Raw genomic sequence first — 14,338 nt, 5'->3', positions numbered from 1 at the left:
GCCGGCCGCCCTCAGCGGGCGGCGACGGCCGCGCGGTGACCGGCGATGGCGGCCGCCGCGGCGAAGCCGAACGCGCCGCCGGCCACGGCCGGCAGGATGGTGACGCTGTCGCCGTCGTTGAGCTTGGCGTCGAGCGCGCCGAGGAAGCGGACGTCCTCGTCGTTGACGTAGACGTTGACGAACCGGTGCAGCGCGCCCGCGTCGGTCACCAGCCGGGCCCGCAGGCCGCCGTGCCGGGAGTCCAGGTCGGCGAGCAGGTCGCCCAGGGTGTCGCCGCTGCCCTCGACGACCTTCGCGCCGCCGGTGTAGCTGCGCAGGATGGTGGGGATGCGAACCTCGATGGCCATGATGTCTCGTGCTCCTTGTTCGGGTCGTGCCAGGTGACGGGAAGAAGAAAGGGTGTGCCGGCGCTGGAGGATCAGCGGTCGGAACACTCGTAGTCGACCGTCGCCGGGCTCTGCCCGAACATGTAGGACTGGACGGCGTGCGGGTCCACGGCAGCCACGATCTCGACCGGCTCCTCGGTCACCACGCCGTCGACGATCCGGAAGGAGCGGATCTCCTCGGTGTCGGGCTCACGGGTCGAGACGAGCAGGTAGTGCGCCCCCGGCTCCCCGGCGAAGGAGACGTCCGTGCGGGACGGGTAGGCCTCCGTCGCGGTGTGCGAGTGGTAGATGACGACCGGCTCCTCGTCGCGGTCGTCCATCTCCCGCCACACCCGCAGCTGCTCCATCGAGTCGAACTCGTAGAAGGTCATGGAGCGGGCGGCGTTGTCCATGGGGATGAGCCGGGTGGGAGTGTCGCTGCCGGCGGGACCGGCGACCACGCCGCACGCCTCGTCCGGGTGGTCCCGACGCGCGTGGGCCACGATCGCGTCGATGATCGACCGGTCGATGCTCAGCACGCCGCCAAGCCTAGCCCCTGGCCGTCCCGGCCCGCGAGGTGGCCGCCGTCACGGCTCAGTCGATCAAGGCGTTGAGCAGGGATTCCTGGAGATAACCCAGGTACGCGTAGACCGATAGTTGGAACACGCGGGAGGAGGTGGGGTCCTCGGCGACCGCGTCGTCCAGCTCCTCGCCCAGGTCGGTGCCGTCCTTGATCTCCAGCCGGACCCCCATGGCCAGCCGCGCGTCGTTGAGCGCGCGCAGCCACGCCTCGGCCGCCTCGGCGTCGAGCCGCACGTCGCCGCCGCTGTCGCCGTCGGGCAGCGCGGCGAGGATCGCCCCCGCCTGGTCGATCTTGGCGGTCTTGAGGTCGCCCTCGGTGTAGCGGCGGAACTCGGCGCTGCCCGCCGCGTCGTCCGGGTAGACCTCGGGGAAGAGCCGGCCGACCACCGGGTCGTCGTGGTCGAAGCCGTCGGTGAGCAGGCCGACCACCTCGGAGGCGACCTTGCGCAGCACCCGGACCTCGTCCACCGCGAAGATGGCCACGTAGCGGTCGCCCTGGCGGCGGAACATGCTCATGACCGGTCCACCGTCGCCCAGAGGCCGTACGCGTGCAGCTGCGACGCGTCGTGCTCCATCCGCTCCCGGGCGCCGCTGGAGACGACCGCCTTGCCCTTGTGGTGCACGTCCAGCATGAGCTGCTCGGCCTTCTCCCGGCTGTATCCGAAGAGCTTCTGGAACACCCAGGTCACGTACGTCATGAGGTTGACCGGATCGTCCCAGACGATGGTCACCCATGGCCGGTCGGAGACCGGCACCTCTTCGGTGTCCGGCGTCTCGACCGGCGCAACCTGTGGAGCCGCCATGCCCCCCATCGTGCCACCGGATCCGGGGAACCGATGAACCGGAACGGCGCGGCGGTCGGGATCACCCGGCCGGGCCGCGTGCGGCGGGCCCGGCGGCGGCGCGGCGGCCCCGGCCTCAGGCGAGCAGGATGCCGTGGTCGACAGCATCGGTGAGGACCGCGCCGAGCGAGAGGCGGATCACTTCGAAGCGACGGGACACCTGGCGCGACAGCTCCAGCTCGACCTCGCGCAGCGCCCGCTGCGCCCACGAGCGGGCCACGTTCGGGTCGGCGTTGCCGGGCACCCGCCAGTGCTGCCAGCACCCGCCGTTGAGTGCCACCCCGACGGGCGGGAGCGTCTCGTCGCGCTCCCCGCCCGGGTAGCCGGCGAGGGCGTCGAGAGCGCCGGCGCCGGCCAGCCCGGCCACCCCGGCGGTGCTGGTGACGAGAAGCACGCGGTCCAGCTCACGGCCGTCCGGATGGTCGGCCAGGCCCCAGCGGACGGCGTGCGCGATCCGCCGGCGCACCCCCTCGGCGAGCGGCGCGCCGAAGACCCGGGCGGCCGCGTCGTCGACGATGCCCCGGACCGCCTCGTCGCACTGCGCGGTGGCGAGCAGGGACAAAGCCTCCATCTCGCGGTCGAGCAGCTGCGGCAGGCCGGCGCAGCCCACCCCGAAGACGATCTCCTGCACCACCCGGAGGTGGATGTTGGCCAGCTCCAGGGCGAGGTGCTGGCGGATCCGCTGGGCGCAGGAGCGGGCCTGGCGGTCGATCCGCTCGGTGAGGTCGGCCGGGTCGGAGCCGGCCACCACGGGTACCCGGCCGTGCGCGCCGGGCGGCTCCGGCGGGCGGGAGCTGGCCCGCCGCAGCCCCTCGTCGGCGGCCCAGCCGACCAGCGCGCGGCGCAGCACCGAGTGCTCGCTCTGGCGGACCGGGAACCAGCGGGCCTGGGCGAGCGCGGGCACCGCCGCCAGCAGCGCGGCCCGGTGCGCCGCGACGGAGACCTCCACCGCGTCGTAGCGGCGGGCGGCGGGGCCGGGCGGGCCGGACCGGCCGGCCGACGACCCGGACGCCCCCGTGTCCTCCGTCGTCGTGCCGTCCGCCGGCGCCGCCCAGCCAGCCACGCCGGGGGTGACGGCGAAGAACACCTCGACCCGGGTGCGCGCCACCTCGGCGAGCAGGTGCAGCTCGGCCGCGCTGAACGCCTGGTCGGCGGAGATCACGAAGAGCAGGGCCCCGGCCCGGCCGGTCGCGTCGAGCAGCACCCGGCCGCCGGCCACGCCGAGGGTGCCGCTGTCCGGCGTGTCGAGCACGGCGAAGTGGCGCAGCAGCGGATCCGGCAGGCTCAGCACCACGCGGCGGGGCGGGCGGGCCAGCGCCGGCCCGGCGGCGAGCGGGTCGGCGCCGTAGGAGTGCGGCTGGCGGTAGCCCGGCACGTAGGCGGCCCGGGTGGGCACCTTGGCGTGCTGGACGAGCAGGTGGCTCCCGGCCGGCACGGCGAGCATCCCGGGGTCCAGGTCGAGCAGGCCGGCGAGCAGCTCGCGGCGGCCGGCGCCGGCCGGCCCGGTCACCACGACGCCCAGCGGCTCGTCCGGCCCCGGCTCGGTCACGCCGAGCCGGGTCGGCAGCGACGCGCACCGGGGCGCCTCGGCCGACGCGCCCGGATCGGGCACGTCGACCGAGGGGAGTGGACCTGGCTTCATCAGGCCTCCCAGTAGGGCGACCGGTTGCGGTCGGTCGCGTGGAGGTTCCCTGGTCAAAGGGGATGCCGGAAGCCTACGGCTGTCGGAGATCCGACACCGAACACCTCCGCTACTCAGGGGTAATCAACAGATTACTCAACTTCGCTGCGTGACGGTGTACACGCGGAGGGAACACCATCGATATGCTGCACCGATGAGTCGGTGGGAGTTCGTCGGCCGCACGGCTGAGCTCGACCGTCTGTTGTCGGCGGCCGGCGGTGCGGAGGGACGCGGGCTGCTCTTCAGCGGCAGCGCCGGGGTGGGCAAGAGCCGGCTCCTGCGCGAGGGGGTGGCCGCCCTCTCCACCGACCGCTACGCGATCTGGTCCGTGGCGGCCAGCGCCACGACCGTCGCGCTGCCGTTCGGTGGGCTGGTCCAGGTGCTGCCGGCCGAGCAGCCGCAGGGCCTCTCCCCCGCCGGCGTCCTGCGCTGGGCGGTCGACGTGCTCCAGGAGCAGGCCGCCGGCCGGCCGATCGTGCTGGCGATCGACGACGCGCACCTGCTCGACCCACCGTCGGCGGCGCTCGTGCACCTCATCGCCCGCTCCGAGAACGCCACAGTGCTCGGCACGCTGCGCAACGGCGAGCAGATCCCGCTGCCGATCCGTGCCCTGTGGACCGACGACCTGGTCGACCTCGTCGAGCTGGGGCCGCTCGGCCCGAGTGAGACCACCGGGCTGCTCGCCGCGATCCTGGGCGGGCCGGTCGACGCCGGCTCGTCCGAGCGGCTGCACCGGCTCTCCGCCGGCAACCCGCTGCTGCTGCGCGAGCTGGTGCTGGCCGCCTCCGGCGGCGACGAGCTGAGCAAGACGTACGGGATCTGGAAGTGGACCGGCCGGCTGGAGCTGGCGCCCAGCCTCACCGAGCTGATCGACACCCGCATCGGCCAGCTCACGCCCGGCGTGCGGGCGGTGGTCGAGCTCGTCGCGTTCGGCGAGCCGCTCGGCCTGCACCTGCTGGAGCAGGCGGTCGACCCGGCCGACGTGGAGACCGCCGAGGAGCGCGGCCTCATCTCGATGGTGCACGACGACCGGCGGCTGAACGTCCGCCTCGCCCATCCGCTCTACGGCGAGGTGATGCGCCGGCGGTGCCCGGTCAGCCGCACCCGCCGACTCCAGGCCACCCTGGCCGGGCTGCTCGAACGGGTGGGCAAGCGGCGCCGCGACGACCTGCTGCGGGTCGCCGTCTGGCGGCTCGACTCGGGCACGGCGCAGGATCCGGCCCTGCTGCTCGACGCGGCCGCCCAGGCCTTCGGCCGGTACGACGTGCCGCTCGCCACCCGGCTGGCCCGGGCGGCGCTGGACGGCGAGGGCGGCTCGGACGCGGCGGAGCTGCTCGCCACCATCCTCATGTTCGCCGACCGGCCCGACGAGGCGATCGCGGTGCTCGACCAGGTGGGCGGGGCGATCCAGGACGACCGGCGGCGCGGCCGGTGGCTGACCGCCCGGGGCATGGTCAGCTACTGGGGGCTCAGCCGCGAGTCCACGGTGGAGGAGATCGCCGCCCGGGGCGCCGAGCTGACCGACCCGGCCGACCGGGCCCGGGTCCGCGCCTTCGAGGCGATCATGCGGTTGCACCGGCTGGACACCGACACCGCGGTCCGGCTGGCCCAGGCGGTGCTGGACCGGCCGGCGGCCCCGATGGCCGCGCGCGAGCTGGCCCGGTGCACCCTCGCGCACCTTCAGGCCGCGCAGGGCCAGTACCGGCGCAGCGCCACCGCGATCGCCCGGGTGCAGGCCGAGGCGGCGCACTGGCGGGGCGACATGCCCTACCTCCAGCTCGCCATGGAGCTGGCCCGGGGCACCCGGCTCGCGCTCTCCGGCGACCTGGCCGGCATCGACGCGATCGTCGCCGACGAGTTCGCCGACCTGGCCGGCGCCGGGGACTTCCGGCTCGGCACGGGCTACCTGGCCATCCTCCAGGCGTACGCGGCGCGGCTGCGCGGGCGCGGCGACGAGGCGCTGAAAACCAGCCTGGGCGCCTGCGCCGTGCTCGCCACCAGCCGGGTCTACGCCGGCCTGGCGCACGCCGAGCGCGCCCAGGCGGCAGCGCTGCGCGGCGACGCCACCCACGCCGCGGAGGCGATGGCCGAGGCGGACCGGACGCACGCGCCCGGGATGGCGGTGCTCTACCCCTGGCTGGAGCAGGCCCGCGGCGCGGTGCACGCGGTGGTCGGTGACCTGCCGGCGGCCACCAAGCACCTCTCGGCGCTCGCCGACCGGCTGCGCGAGGACGGCCTGGCCGGCCACGAGCTGCTGGTCCTGCTCGACCTGGTCCGCTACGACCAGGCCACCGCGTCGGTCGGGCCGACCTGCACCGACGGCGGCCGGCGCACCGTGGCGCAGCGCCTCACCGAGCTCTCCGAGCAGGTCGACGGGGTGCTGCCGCCGCTGGTCGCCCGGTACGCCCGCGCCGCCGTCGACGGCTCCCCCGACGACCTGCTCGCCGTGGCCGACGGCTTCGCCGCCCGGGAGCTGACCGTCTACGCGGCCGAGGCGACCGCGATGGCGCTGCACCGGATGCGCGGCGGCCGGGCCGGCGCGACCGGCCCGGCCCGGGAGCGCCTGGCCGAGCTGCTCCGCCGCTGCGACGAGGTGGTCACGCCGGCGCTGCGGCTGCTCCGCCCCACCCTGAGCGAACGGGAGTGGGAGGTCGCCCGGCTCGCCGCCGACGGCGTGACCAGCCGAGCCATCGCCGAGCGGCTCTTCCTCTCCACCCGCACGGTGGAGAACCACCTCCAGCGGGTCTACAGCAAGCTCGGTGTGGCCGGCCGCGCGGAACTGCGGGCCGCGCTGCGGTCGATGCCGGGCCACGACGGCGGGAGTCCGGCCTGAACTCTAGGCTGAGGCGGTGAGCACCCTTCGCCCCGCGCTGCTGACCGACCACTACGAGCTGACCATGGTCAGCGCCGCCCTGCGGGACGGCACGGCCGACCGTCGCTGCGTCTTCGAGGTGTTCAGCCGGCGGCTGCCGGCCGGCCGGCGCTATGGCGTGGTCGCCGGGACCGGCCGGCTGATCGACCTGATCCGCGACTTCCGCTTCGATCCCGAGGAGATCGACTTCCTGCGCCGCACCGACGTGGTGGACGACCGCGCCGCCCAGTGGCTGGCCGACTACCGCTTCACCGGCGACGTCGACGGGTACGCCGAGGGCGAGCTGTTCTTCCCCGGCTCCCCGATCCTCACCGTTTCCGGCACCTTCGCCGAGTGCGTGGTGCTGGAGACGCTGGTGCTGTCGGTGCTCAACCACGACTGCGCGGTGGCCGCCGCGGCCGCCCGGATGGTCACCGCCGCCCGCGGCCGGGCGCTGATCGAGATGGGCTCCCGCCGGGCGCACGAGGAGGCCGCGGTGGCCGCCGCCCGGGCCGCGTACCTGGCCGGGTTCCGGTTCACCTCCAACCTGGCCGCCGGCCAGCGCTACGGCATCCCGACCGCCGGCACCGCGGCGCACGCGTTCACGCTGCTGCACGACGACGAGCGGACCGCGTTCGCCTCGCAGGTCGCCACGCTGGGCAAGGACACCACGCTGCTGGTCGACACCTACGACATCAGCCAGGGCATCCGCAACGCCATCGCGGTGGCCGGGCCGGACCTGCGCGCCGTCCGGATCGACTCGGGCGACCTCGCGGTGATCGCCCAGCAGTCCCGCGAGCTGCTCGACTCGCTCGGCGCCACCGAGACGAAGATCATCGTCTCCGGCGACCTCGACGAGTACGCCATCGCCTCGCTCGCGGCCGAGCCGGTCGACATGTACGGCGCGGGCACCGCCGTGGTCACCGGCTCGGGCGCCCCCACCGCCGGCCTGGTCTACAAGCTGGTCGAGGTGGAGGGGCGCCCGGTGGTCAAGCGCTCCGAGCACAAGGCCACGATCGGCGGCCGCAAGGTGGCCGTGCGCCGGCACAAGCCGACCGGCACCGCCACCGAGGAGGTCATCGTGCCGCAGGGGGTGCCGGACCGGCAGCCCAACGACCGGTTGCTCCAGCGCTCGTACGTCGTCGAGGGCGAGCCGGTGGCGCGACCCACCCTCGACGAGTCCCGGGAGCACCTGCGGCAGTGCCTGATCTCCATCCCGTGGGAGGGGCTCAAGCTCTCCGGCGGGGACCCGGCCGTTCCGGTGACCGTCGTACCCGCGAGCTGAGAGGACCGATCCGATGGCCAACGCCTTGATCATCGTGGACGTGCAGAACGACTTCTGCGAGGGCGGCTCGCTGGCCGTGACCGGCGGGGCGGGGGTCGCCGCCGGCATCTCCCGGCTGCTCGACGCGGAGCCGGAGCGCTGGGACCACGTGGTCGCGACGAAGGACTACCACGTCGACCCGGGTGCGCACTTCGGCGACCCGCCGGACTACGTCGACTCCTGGCCCCGGCACTGCGTGGTGGGCACGGCCGGCTCCGAATTCCATCCCGAGCTGGCGACCGGCCGGGTCGAGGCGATCTTCCACAAGGGCGAGCACGCGGCCGCGTACTCCGGTTTCGAGGGGCATGCCGAGGACGGCGAGTGCCTGGCCGACTGGCTGCGCCGGCACGACGTCGACCGGGTCGACGTGGTCGGCATCGCCACCGACCACTGCGTCAGGGCCACCGCGCTGGACGCCGCCCGGGAGGGCTTCCGGACCACCGTGCTGCTCGACCTGACCGCGGCCGTGGCGCCCGACACGCTGGACGTGGCGCTGCGGGCCTTCGACGGCGCCGGGGTGACCATGGTCGGCGAACCTGTGATCAGGGCCGCTTGAGCAGGTAATTGGTTGCGGCTGTCGTACCCCCGGTCGAGGATGTCGGCCGGAGGTACGGACCGTCGTGAACTTGAAGCCTTACCGGGAGGCGCTCGCCCTGCCCGGTCTCCGGTCGTTGCTGCTGATCTCGGTGCTGGCGCGCATCCCGCTCACCGCGACCGGCGTGACGCTCACCTTCCACGTCGTGCTCGACCTCGGTCGCGGCTACGGCGCGGCGGGGCTCGTAGGCGCCGCCTCCACCGTCGGCGCCGCGCTCGGCTCCCCGCTGCTCGGCCGGCTGGTCGACCGGCGCGGGCTGCGCCCGGTGCTGCTGCTCACCACGCTCGCCGAGGGCGTCTTCTGGGCCAGCGCGCCGACGCTGTCGTACCCCGTGCTGCTGCCCACCGCGTTCCTGGCCGGCCTGTTCGCGCTGCCGGTCTTCTCGGTGGTCCGCCAGTCGGTCGCCGCGCTGGTGCCGGCCGAGCGGCGCCGCCCCGCGTACGCCCTCGACTCGATGTCGGTGGAGCTGTCGTTCATGGTCGGCCCCGCGCTGGCCGTGGCCATGGCCGCCGCCGTGTCGCCCCGGCTCACCATGTGGGCGGTCGGCGCCGGGATCGTCGCCTCCGGCATCTGCTTCTGGCTGCTCGACCCGCCCACCCGCGCCGCCGACGAGCCGGCCGGCCCGGCCCGCAAGGTGCCCCGCCGGGAGTGGCTCACCCCCCGGCTGCTCGCCGTGCTGGCGGTCAGCCTGGCCGCCACCCTGGTGCTCGGCGGCACCGACGTCGCCGTGGTCGCCGTGCTGCGCGAGGGCGGCGAGGTCGGCTGGACCGGCGCCGTCCTGGCCATGTGGGCGGTCGCCTCGCTGGTGGGCGGCTTCGCGTACGGGGCGGTCACCCGCTCGCTCTCCCCGCTGGCCCTCGTGGCGGCGCTGAGCGTGACCACCATCCCGGTCGGGCTGGGCGGCGCGCACTGGTGGCTGCTCTGCCTGGCGCTCATCCCGGCCGGCGCCCTCTGCGCGCCCTCCATCGCCTCGACCTCGGACGCGGTGAGCCGGCTGGCCCCGGCCGGCGTGCGCGGCGAGGCCATGGGCCTGCACGGCTCGGCGGTCACGGTCGGCATCGCGCTGGGGGCGCCGCTGGCCGGCGCGGTGATCGACGCCTCGGCGCCGGCCTGGGGGTTCGCGGTCACCGGCGCGATCGGCGTGCTGGTCGCCCTGGCGGTCCTCCCGATCGAGCTCCGCCACCGCCGCGACCGAGCCCCGCTACCGACCACGGAACCCGAGCTGACCCCCACAGCTCCCTGACCCACACTGCCCCCTGACCCCGCTCCCCACAGGGTTGACCAAGAGGTTTGCGTCAGATCCGGGCCGACCCTTGACGCAAACCTCTTGATCAACGCCGCGGGGCGAGGGGGCGTGCGCCAGCTCGGCGAGGTGGGGGTGTTCGGCAGCGCTGGGAGAGCGCCACCTCCCCGGCCTGGTGCTCGACAGCTCACGCATGGGTTGACCAAGAGGTTTGCGTCAAGAACGCGGCGGTTCCTGACGCAAACTTCTTGATCAACGCGACCGGGGCGGGGCCTGGGGAGGGCGCGGCCTAGGGGCCTGCGGGAAATGCGGCGGGCGCCGCACCCCGGGTGGGGTGCGGCGCCCGTCGTTGGTTCGGGCTGGGTCAGCTCTTCTCGAGCCGGCCCTCGGTGTCCTCCTGGTAGCTGGCGCCACCGTCGGACTCGCTGGTGAGCGGCTTGGCGCCACCCTCGGGCGGGCCGGCCAGGGTCTGGCCGGCGGCCAGCTCCGGGAACTTGAGGTCGAACGCCGGCCGCTCGGAGCGGATCCGCGGCATCCGGTCGAAGTTCCGCAGGGGCGGCGGCGAGCTGGTGGCCCACTCGAGCGAGTTGCCGTGACCCCACGGGTCGTCGACCTCGACCACCGGACCGGTCTTGTACGACTTCCAGCAGTTCCAGATGAACGGCAGGGTCGAGATGCCGGTGATGAACGCGCCGATCGTGGACAGCGTGTTCAGGAAGGTGAAGCCGTCACCGGGCAGGTAGTCGGCGTACCGGCGGGGCATGCCCTCGGCGCCGAGCCAGTGCTGCACCAGGAAGGTGGTGTGGAAGCCGATCATCGTCAGCCAGAAGTGGATCTTGCCGAGCCGCTCGTCGAGCATCCGGCCGAACATCTTCGGGAACCAGAAGTAGATGCCGCCGAACACGGCGAACACGATGGTGCCGAAGAGCACGTAGTGGAAGTGCGCCACCACGAAGTACGAGTCGTGCAGGTGGAAGTCCAGCGGCGGGCTGGCCAGCAGCACACCGGTGAGGCCACCGAAGAGGAAGGTCACCAGGAAGCCGACCGCGAAGAGCATCGGCGTCTCGAAGGTGATCTGGCCCCGCCACATGGTGCCGATCCAGTTGAAGAACTTCATGCCGGTCGGCACGGCGATCAGGTAGCTCAGGAAGCTGAAGAACGGCAGCAGCACCTGGCCGGTGGCGAACATGTGGTGCGCCCAGACGCTCATCGACAGGGCGGCGATGGCGATGGTCGCGGCGACCAGGCCCTTGTAACCGAAGATCGGCTTCCGGGAGAAGACCGGGATGATCTCGGTGATGATGCCGAAGAACGGCAGCGCGATGATGTAGACCTCGGGGTGCCCGAAGAACCAGAACAGGTGCTGCCAGAGCATCGGGCCGCCGGTGGCGGGGTCGTACACGTGGGCGCCGATCAGGCGGTCCGCGGCGAGCGCGAAGAGCGCGGCGGCCAACAGCGGGAAGACCAGGATGGCCAGCAGGCTGGTGACCAGCATGTTCCAGGTGAAGATCGGCATCCGGAACATGGTCATGCCGGGCGCGCGCAGGGTCAGGATCGTGGTGATCAGGTTGACCGCGCCGAGGATGGTGCCCAGACCGGAGATGGCCAGGCCGACCACCCACATGTTCGCGCCGACGCCCGGCGCGTGCTCGGCGGTGCTCAGCGGCGTGTACGCCGTCCAGCCGAAGTCGGCCGCGCCGCCCGGGGCGATGAAGCCCGCGGTGGCCATGGTGCCGCCGAACAGGTACAGCCAGTAGGCGAAGGCGTTCAGGCGGGGGAACGACACGTCGGGCGCGCCGATCTGCAGCGGCACCACGTAGTTCGCGAAGGCGAACACGATCGGCGTCGCGAAGAACAGCAGCATGATCGTGCCGTGCATGGTGAAGAGCTGGTTGTACTGCTCGGGCGACAGGAACTGCAGCCCCGGTCGCGCCAGCTCGGCGCGCATGATCAGGGCCATCAGGCCACCGATCATGAAGAACGCGAACGCGGTGACCATGTACATGATCCCGATCTGCTTCGCGTCCGTGGTGCGCAGCAGCCGCGCGAGGGCCGACCCCTTGACCGGCTCGCGGACCGGCCAGGGCCGGGTCACGACCGGCTTGGGTGCGACGGTGGTCACGAGTGGCCTCCGGTTCTGGGTTGTCCCGCTGGCGCGCTGTTCATCTGCGCAGCCGTCATCCGCAAGGAGGATAGTCCCCGGTAGTGGGCCCCGCCGCGTGGGGTGGGCGGCTACGATCTTCCGCCCCTCAGAGCGGGCCGGTCAGGAGCCGGTAGTGCTCCTGGAAGATCCGCCCGCCGCGTCCGCGCAGCAACGGGTCGCGCAGCGCCGGCGGCACGTCGCGGGTGCGGTTGCGGTCCCGGGTCCGGTCCCGCACCCAGCGGGTACGCGGGCGGCGGCGGCTCTCGTACGCGAGCAGCGCCGCCTCGACGCTGCCCGCCGCCTTCAGCGACTCGGCGAGCACGACGGCGTCCTCCAGCGCCATGGCGGCGCCCTGGGAGAGCGTCGGCGCGGTGGCGTGGGCCGCGTCACCGACGAGCAGCACCCGGCCGTGGAACCAGCGCCCGAGCTCGACCTCCGTGGTGAGCTCGACGTCCACCGTCTCCAGGGCGGCGAGCACCTCGGGCACCGGGCCGCCGTAGTCGCCGAAGAGCTCGTGCAGCCGGGCGAGTGGGTCGGCCGGCAGGCTGGTGCCGGCCTCGTCGGCGTAGCAGTGCAGCCGGCCGGCTCCGAGCGGCACCACCAGGAAGCCGGCGCGCTGGCCGAGCAGGGCGGTCCAGTCGGCCACCCGGGGGCCGCCGCGCACCACGCTGCGGTAGACCACCTGGCCGGCGGGGCGGGGCGGGCCGCCGAGCGCGGCCAGGGTGCGCACCGCCGAGCGGGGCCCGTCGGCGCCGATGACCAGGTCGTACTCGCCGCTGGTGCCGTCGGTGAAGCCGACCGCGACACCGCCGGGCAGCGGCTCGACGGTGCTGACCTCGGCCCCGTGCCGGACGGCGCCGCCGGCACCGGTGAGCAGCACCCGGTGCAGCTCGGCGCGGGGCAGGGCGCGGCACTCCCCCACCCCGGCCCACAGCGCGTCGAGGTCGACCTCGCAGAGCGGCGCGCCGGTGGCGTCCAGGAAGCGCTGCCGGTGGATGACCTCGCCGAGAGGGCGTACCGGGCCGTCGAGGTCGAGCCGGCGCAGCGCGCGGGCCGCGTTGCCCGGGAGGTAGAGGCCGATGTCGGCGCGCTCGGTCGGCGGCAGCCTCTCGGTCACGTCGGGGCGGAATCCCGCGAGGCGCAGCGCTCGGGCCACGGCGAGACCGGCGATGCCTGCGCCGACGACGAGGATGCGCAGGGGGGAACCACCCATCGTGGGGTACGCCTCCGGAGGGGTTCGGAACGCGTTGGAGGCAAGACATTACTCGCCGCAACCAACCAGTGGAAGTGCCCTTCGGCCCTGGCATGGACGCCCGGTCGACGACCGGGAGCCCTCCCACCGGCGGGAATCCCGCCCCGACCGGGGGACCCGGGCGCCGGCCGCCGCCGCAGACAGCCACCGGACGTTCACGCACCGTGGCCGGAACTATCGATGTGGTCGGTGCGGTTGCGCGACAGTTTCAGACATGTAAATGTGTTGGTCTAGATGTGGGAGCGCTCCCGGACCCACCCACCCCCACGAATCGGAGCATCATGAAGCGTCCACTGAGGGCCCTCGCGGTGGCCGGCCTGCTGGCCGCCGGCTCGATCGTCGCCGTCACGCTCGGCGGCACCGCGTCCGCCGACACCCAGATCTGCGAGCAGTACGGGTCGACCACCATCGGCGGGAAGTACGTCGTGCAGAACAACCGCTGGGGCACCAGCGCGCAGCAGTGCATCAACGTGACCTCGACCGGCTTCGCCATCACCCGGCAGGACGGCGTGGGGAACACCAGCGGCGCGCCGGTCTCCTATCCGTCGATCTTCGTGGGCTGCCACTACACGAACTGCTCGCCCGGCACCAACCTGCCGATCCAGGTGAAGAACATCAGCAGCGCGCCCAGCAGCATCAGCTACACCTACGTCAGCGGCGCGGTCTACGACGCCGCCTACGACATCTGGCTCGACCCCACGCCGAAGAAGGACGGGGTGAGCCAGATGGAGATCATGATCTGGTTCAACCGGCAGGGGCCCATCCAGCCGATCGGCTCCGTGGTCGGCACCGCGAGCGTCGCCGGCCGGACCTGGGAGGTCTGGCGGGGCAGCAACGGCTCGAACAACGTCATCTCGTACGTGGCGCCGTCGGCGATCCCCAGCCTGAGCTTCGACGCCATGGCGTTCATCAACGACACGAAGAACCGCGGCGCGATCACCAGCGACTGGTACCTGACCAGCATCCAGGCCGGCTTCGAACCGTGGCAGGGCGGTGTCGGCCTGGCGGTCAACTCGTTCTCGCAGAGCGTCAACACGGGCGGCGGCACGCCGACCACGCCGCCGACCACCACCCCGCCGCCGAACACCCCGCCGCCCGGCAACGCCGCCTGCTCGGTGCGGTACGCCACCAACGTCTGGAACAACGGCTTCACCGCCGACGTGACGATCACCAACACCGGCTCCAGCACCGTCAACGGCTGGACCTTGAACTACAACCTGCCCTCGGGGCAGACCATCACCGGCTCGTGGAACGCCACCGTGACGCAGAGCGGGTCCGCGGTGACCGCGCGGAACCTCAGCTACAACGGCACGCTGGCACCGGGAGCCTCGACCAGCTTCGGCTACCAGGCGACGCTGAGCGGCGGGTTCTCCACGCGCAGCAGCTTCACCCTCAACGGCAGCACCTGCACCCGGGCCTGACGCCCACCTGATCCCGGGGCGCGGTCCGCACGGGCCGCG

The 14,338-nt window shown here is 73.4% G+C and carries 12 protein-coding genes; 5 read left to right on the top strand and 7 right to left on the bottom strand.

Annotation, left to right across the window (positions count from 1 at the left end; genetic code table 11):
- Window positions 1-11: 11 nt before the first annotated feature.
- The 5 genes from GA0070214_RS28325 to GA0070214_RS28305 all read right to left on the bottom strand — a co-directional run bounded on the left by GA0070214_RS28325 (window position 12) and on the right by GA0070214_RS28305 (window position 3,431).
- The gene (locus GA0070214_RS28325) at window positions 12-347 is read right to left on the bottom strand and encodes a MoaD family protein (protein WP_091269573.1); all 336 of its coding nucleotides are present in this window, start codon (window positions 345-347) and stop codon (window positions 12-14) included.
- Between the two features lie 71 nt (window positions 348-418).
- Entirely contained in the window at window positions 419-904 is a 486-nt protein-coding gene (locus tag GA0070214_RS28320) for a M67 family metallopeptidase (RefSeq protein ID WP_091269572.1), read from the bottom strand.
- A 55-nt stretch (window positions 905-959) separates the two neighbouring features.
- Window positions 960-1,463 carry a DUF2017 domain-containing protein gene (locus tag GA0070214_RS28315; RefSeq protein ID WP_091269571.1) on the bottom strand — a complete coding sequence of 168 codons (504 nt, stop codon included), beginning with the start codon at window positions 1,461-1,463 and terminating at the stop codon, window positions 960-962.
- Window positions 1,460-1,750, bottom strand: coding sequence for an ATP-dependent Clp protease adapter ClpS (gene clpS, locus GA0070214_RS28310; RefSeq protein WP_091269570.1), 291 nt, complete (start codon window positions 1,748-1,750; stop codon window positions 1,460-1,462). Before clpS ends, GA0070214_RS28315 begins: the two co-directional genes overlap by 4 nt.
- 115 nt (window positions 1,751-1,865) lie before the next feature.
- Complete coding sequence (locus GA0070214_RS28305) at window positions 1,866-3,431, bottom strand: hypothetical protein (RefSeq protein WP_091269569.1); 1,566 nt, start codon at window positions 3,429-3,431, stop codon at window positions 1,866-1,868.
- A 193-nt stretch (window positions 3,432-3,624) separates the two neighbouring features.
- Between GA0070214_RS28305 and GA0070214_RS28300 the strand changes: the two genes are divergently transcribed.
- The 4 genes from GA0070214_RS28300 (at window position 3,625) to GA0070214_RS28285 (ending at window position 9,483) form a co-directional block, all read left to right on the top strand.
- Window positions 3,625-6,303, top strand: a complete 2,679-nt coding sequence (locus GA0070214_RS28300; RefSeq protein ID WP_091269568.1) for a LuxR C-terminal-related transcriptional regulator — start codon at window positions 3,625-3,627, stop codon at window positions 6,301-6,303.
- 16 nt (window positions 6,304-6,319) lie between these two features.
- On the top strand, window positions 6,320-7,606 hold the full coding sequence (locus GA0070214_RS28295) for a nicotinate phosphoribosyltransferase (RefSeq protein WP_091269567.1): 1,287 nt from the start codon (window positions 6,320-6,322) through the stop codon (window positions 7,604-7,606).
- A gap of 13 nt (window positions 7,607-7,619) precedes the next feature.
- Window positions 7,620-8,201 carry an isochorismatase family protein gene (locus GA0070214_RS28290; protein ID WP_091269566.1) on the top strand — a complete coding sequence of 194 codons (582 nt, stop codon included), beginning with the start codon at window positions 7,620-7,622 and terminating at the stop codon, window positions 8,199-8,201.
- A 64-nt stretch (window positions 8,202-8,265) separates the two neighbouring features.
- Complete coding sequence (locus GA0070214_RS28285; protein WP_091269565.1) at window positions 8,266-9,483, top strand: MFS transporter; 1,218 nt, start codon at window positions 8,266-8,268, stop codon at window positions 9,481-9,483.
- Between the two features lie 364 nt (window positions 9,484-9,847).
- On the opposite strand, the gene ctaD is transcribed toward GA0070214_RS28285, so the two are convergent.
- Together ctaD and GA0070214_RS28275 are read right to left on the bottom strand one after the other, a co-directional pair.
- Window positions 9,848-11,605 (bottom strand): aa3-type cytochrome oxidase subunit I, encoded by a 1,758-nt coding sequence (gene ctaD / locus GA0070214_RS28280; protein ID WP_091269564.1) that lies wholly within the window; start codon window positions 11,603-11,605, stop codon window positions 9,848-9,850.
- A gap of 127 nt (window positions 11,606-11,732) precedes the next feature.
- Entirely contained in the window at window positions 11,733-12,839 is a 1,107-nt protein-coding gene (locus GA0070214_RS28275; RefSeq protein ID WP_091269563.1) for an FAD-dependent monooxygenase, read from the bottom strand.
- Between the two features lie 320 nt (window positions 12,840-13,159).
- Between GA0070214_RS28275 and GA0070214_RS28270 the strand changes: the two genes are divergently transcribed.
- Complete coding sequence (locus GA0070214_RS28270; protein ID WP_091269562.1) at window positions 13,160-14,299, top strand: glycoside hydrolase family 12 protein; 1,140 nt, start codon at window positions 13,160-13,162, stop codon at window positions 14,297-14,299.
- Window positions 14,300-14,338 lie beyond the last annotated feature (39 nt).

It is taken from the genome of Micromonospora chaiyaphumensis (assembly GCF_900091435.1).
Taxonomy (GTDB): Bacteria; Actinomycetota; Actinomycetes; order Mycobacteriales; family Micromonosporaceae; genus Micromonospora; species Micromonospora chaiyaphumensis.
The sequence above is the reverse complement of the archived record's forward strand: the minus strand, read 5'-3'. Positions and strand labels throughout refer to the sequence as shown.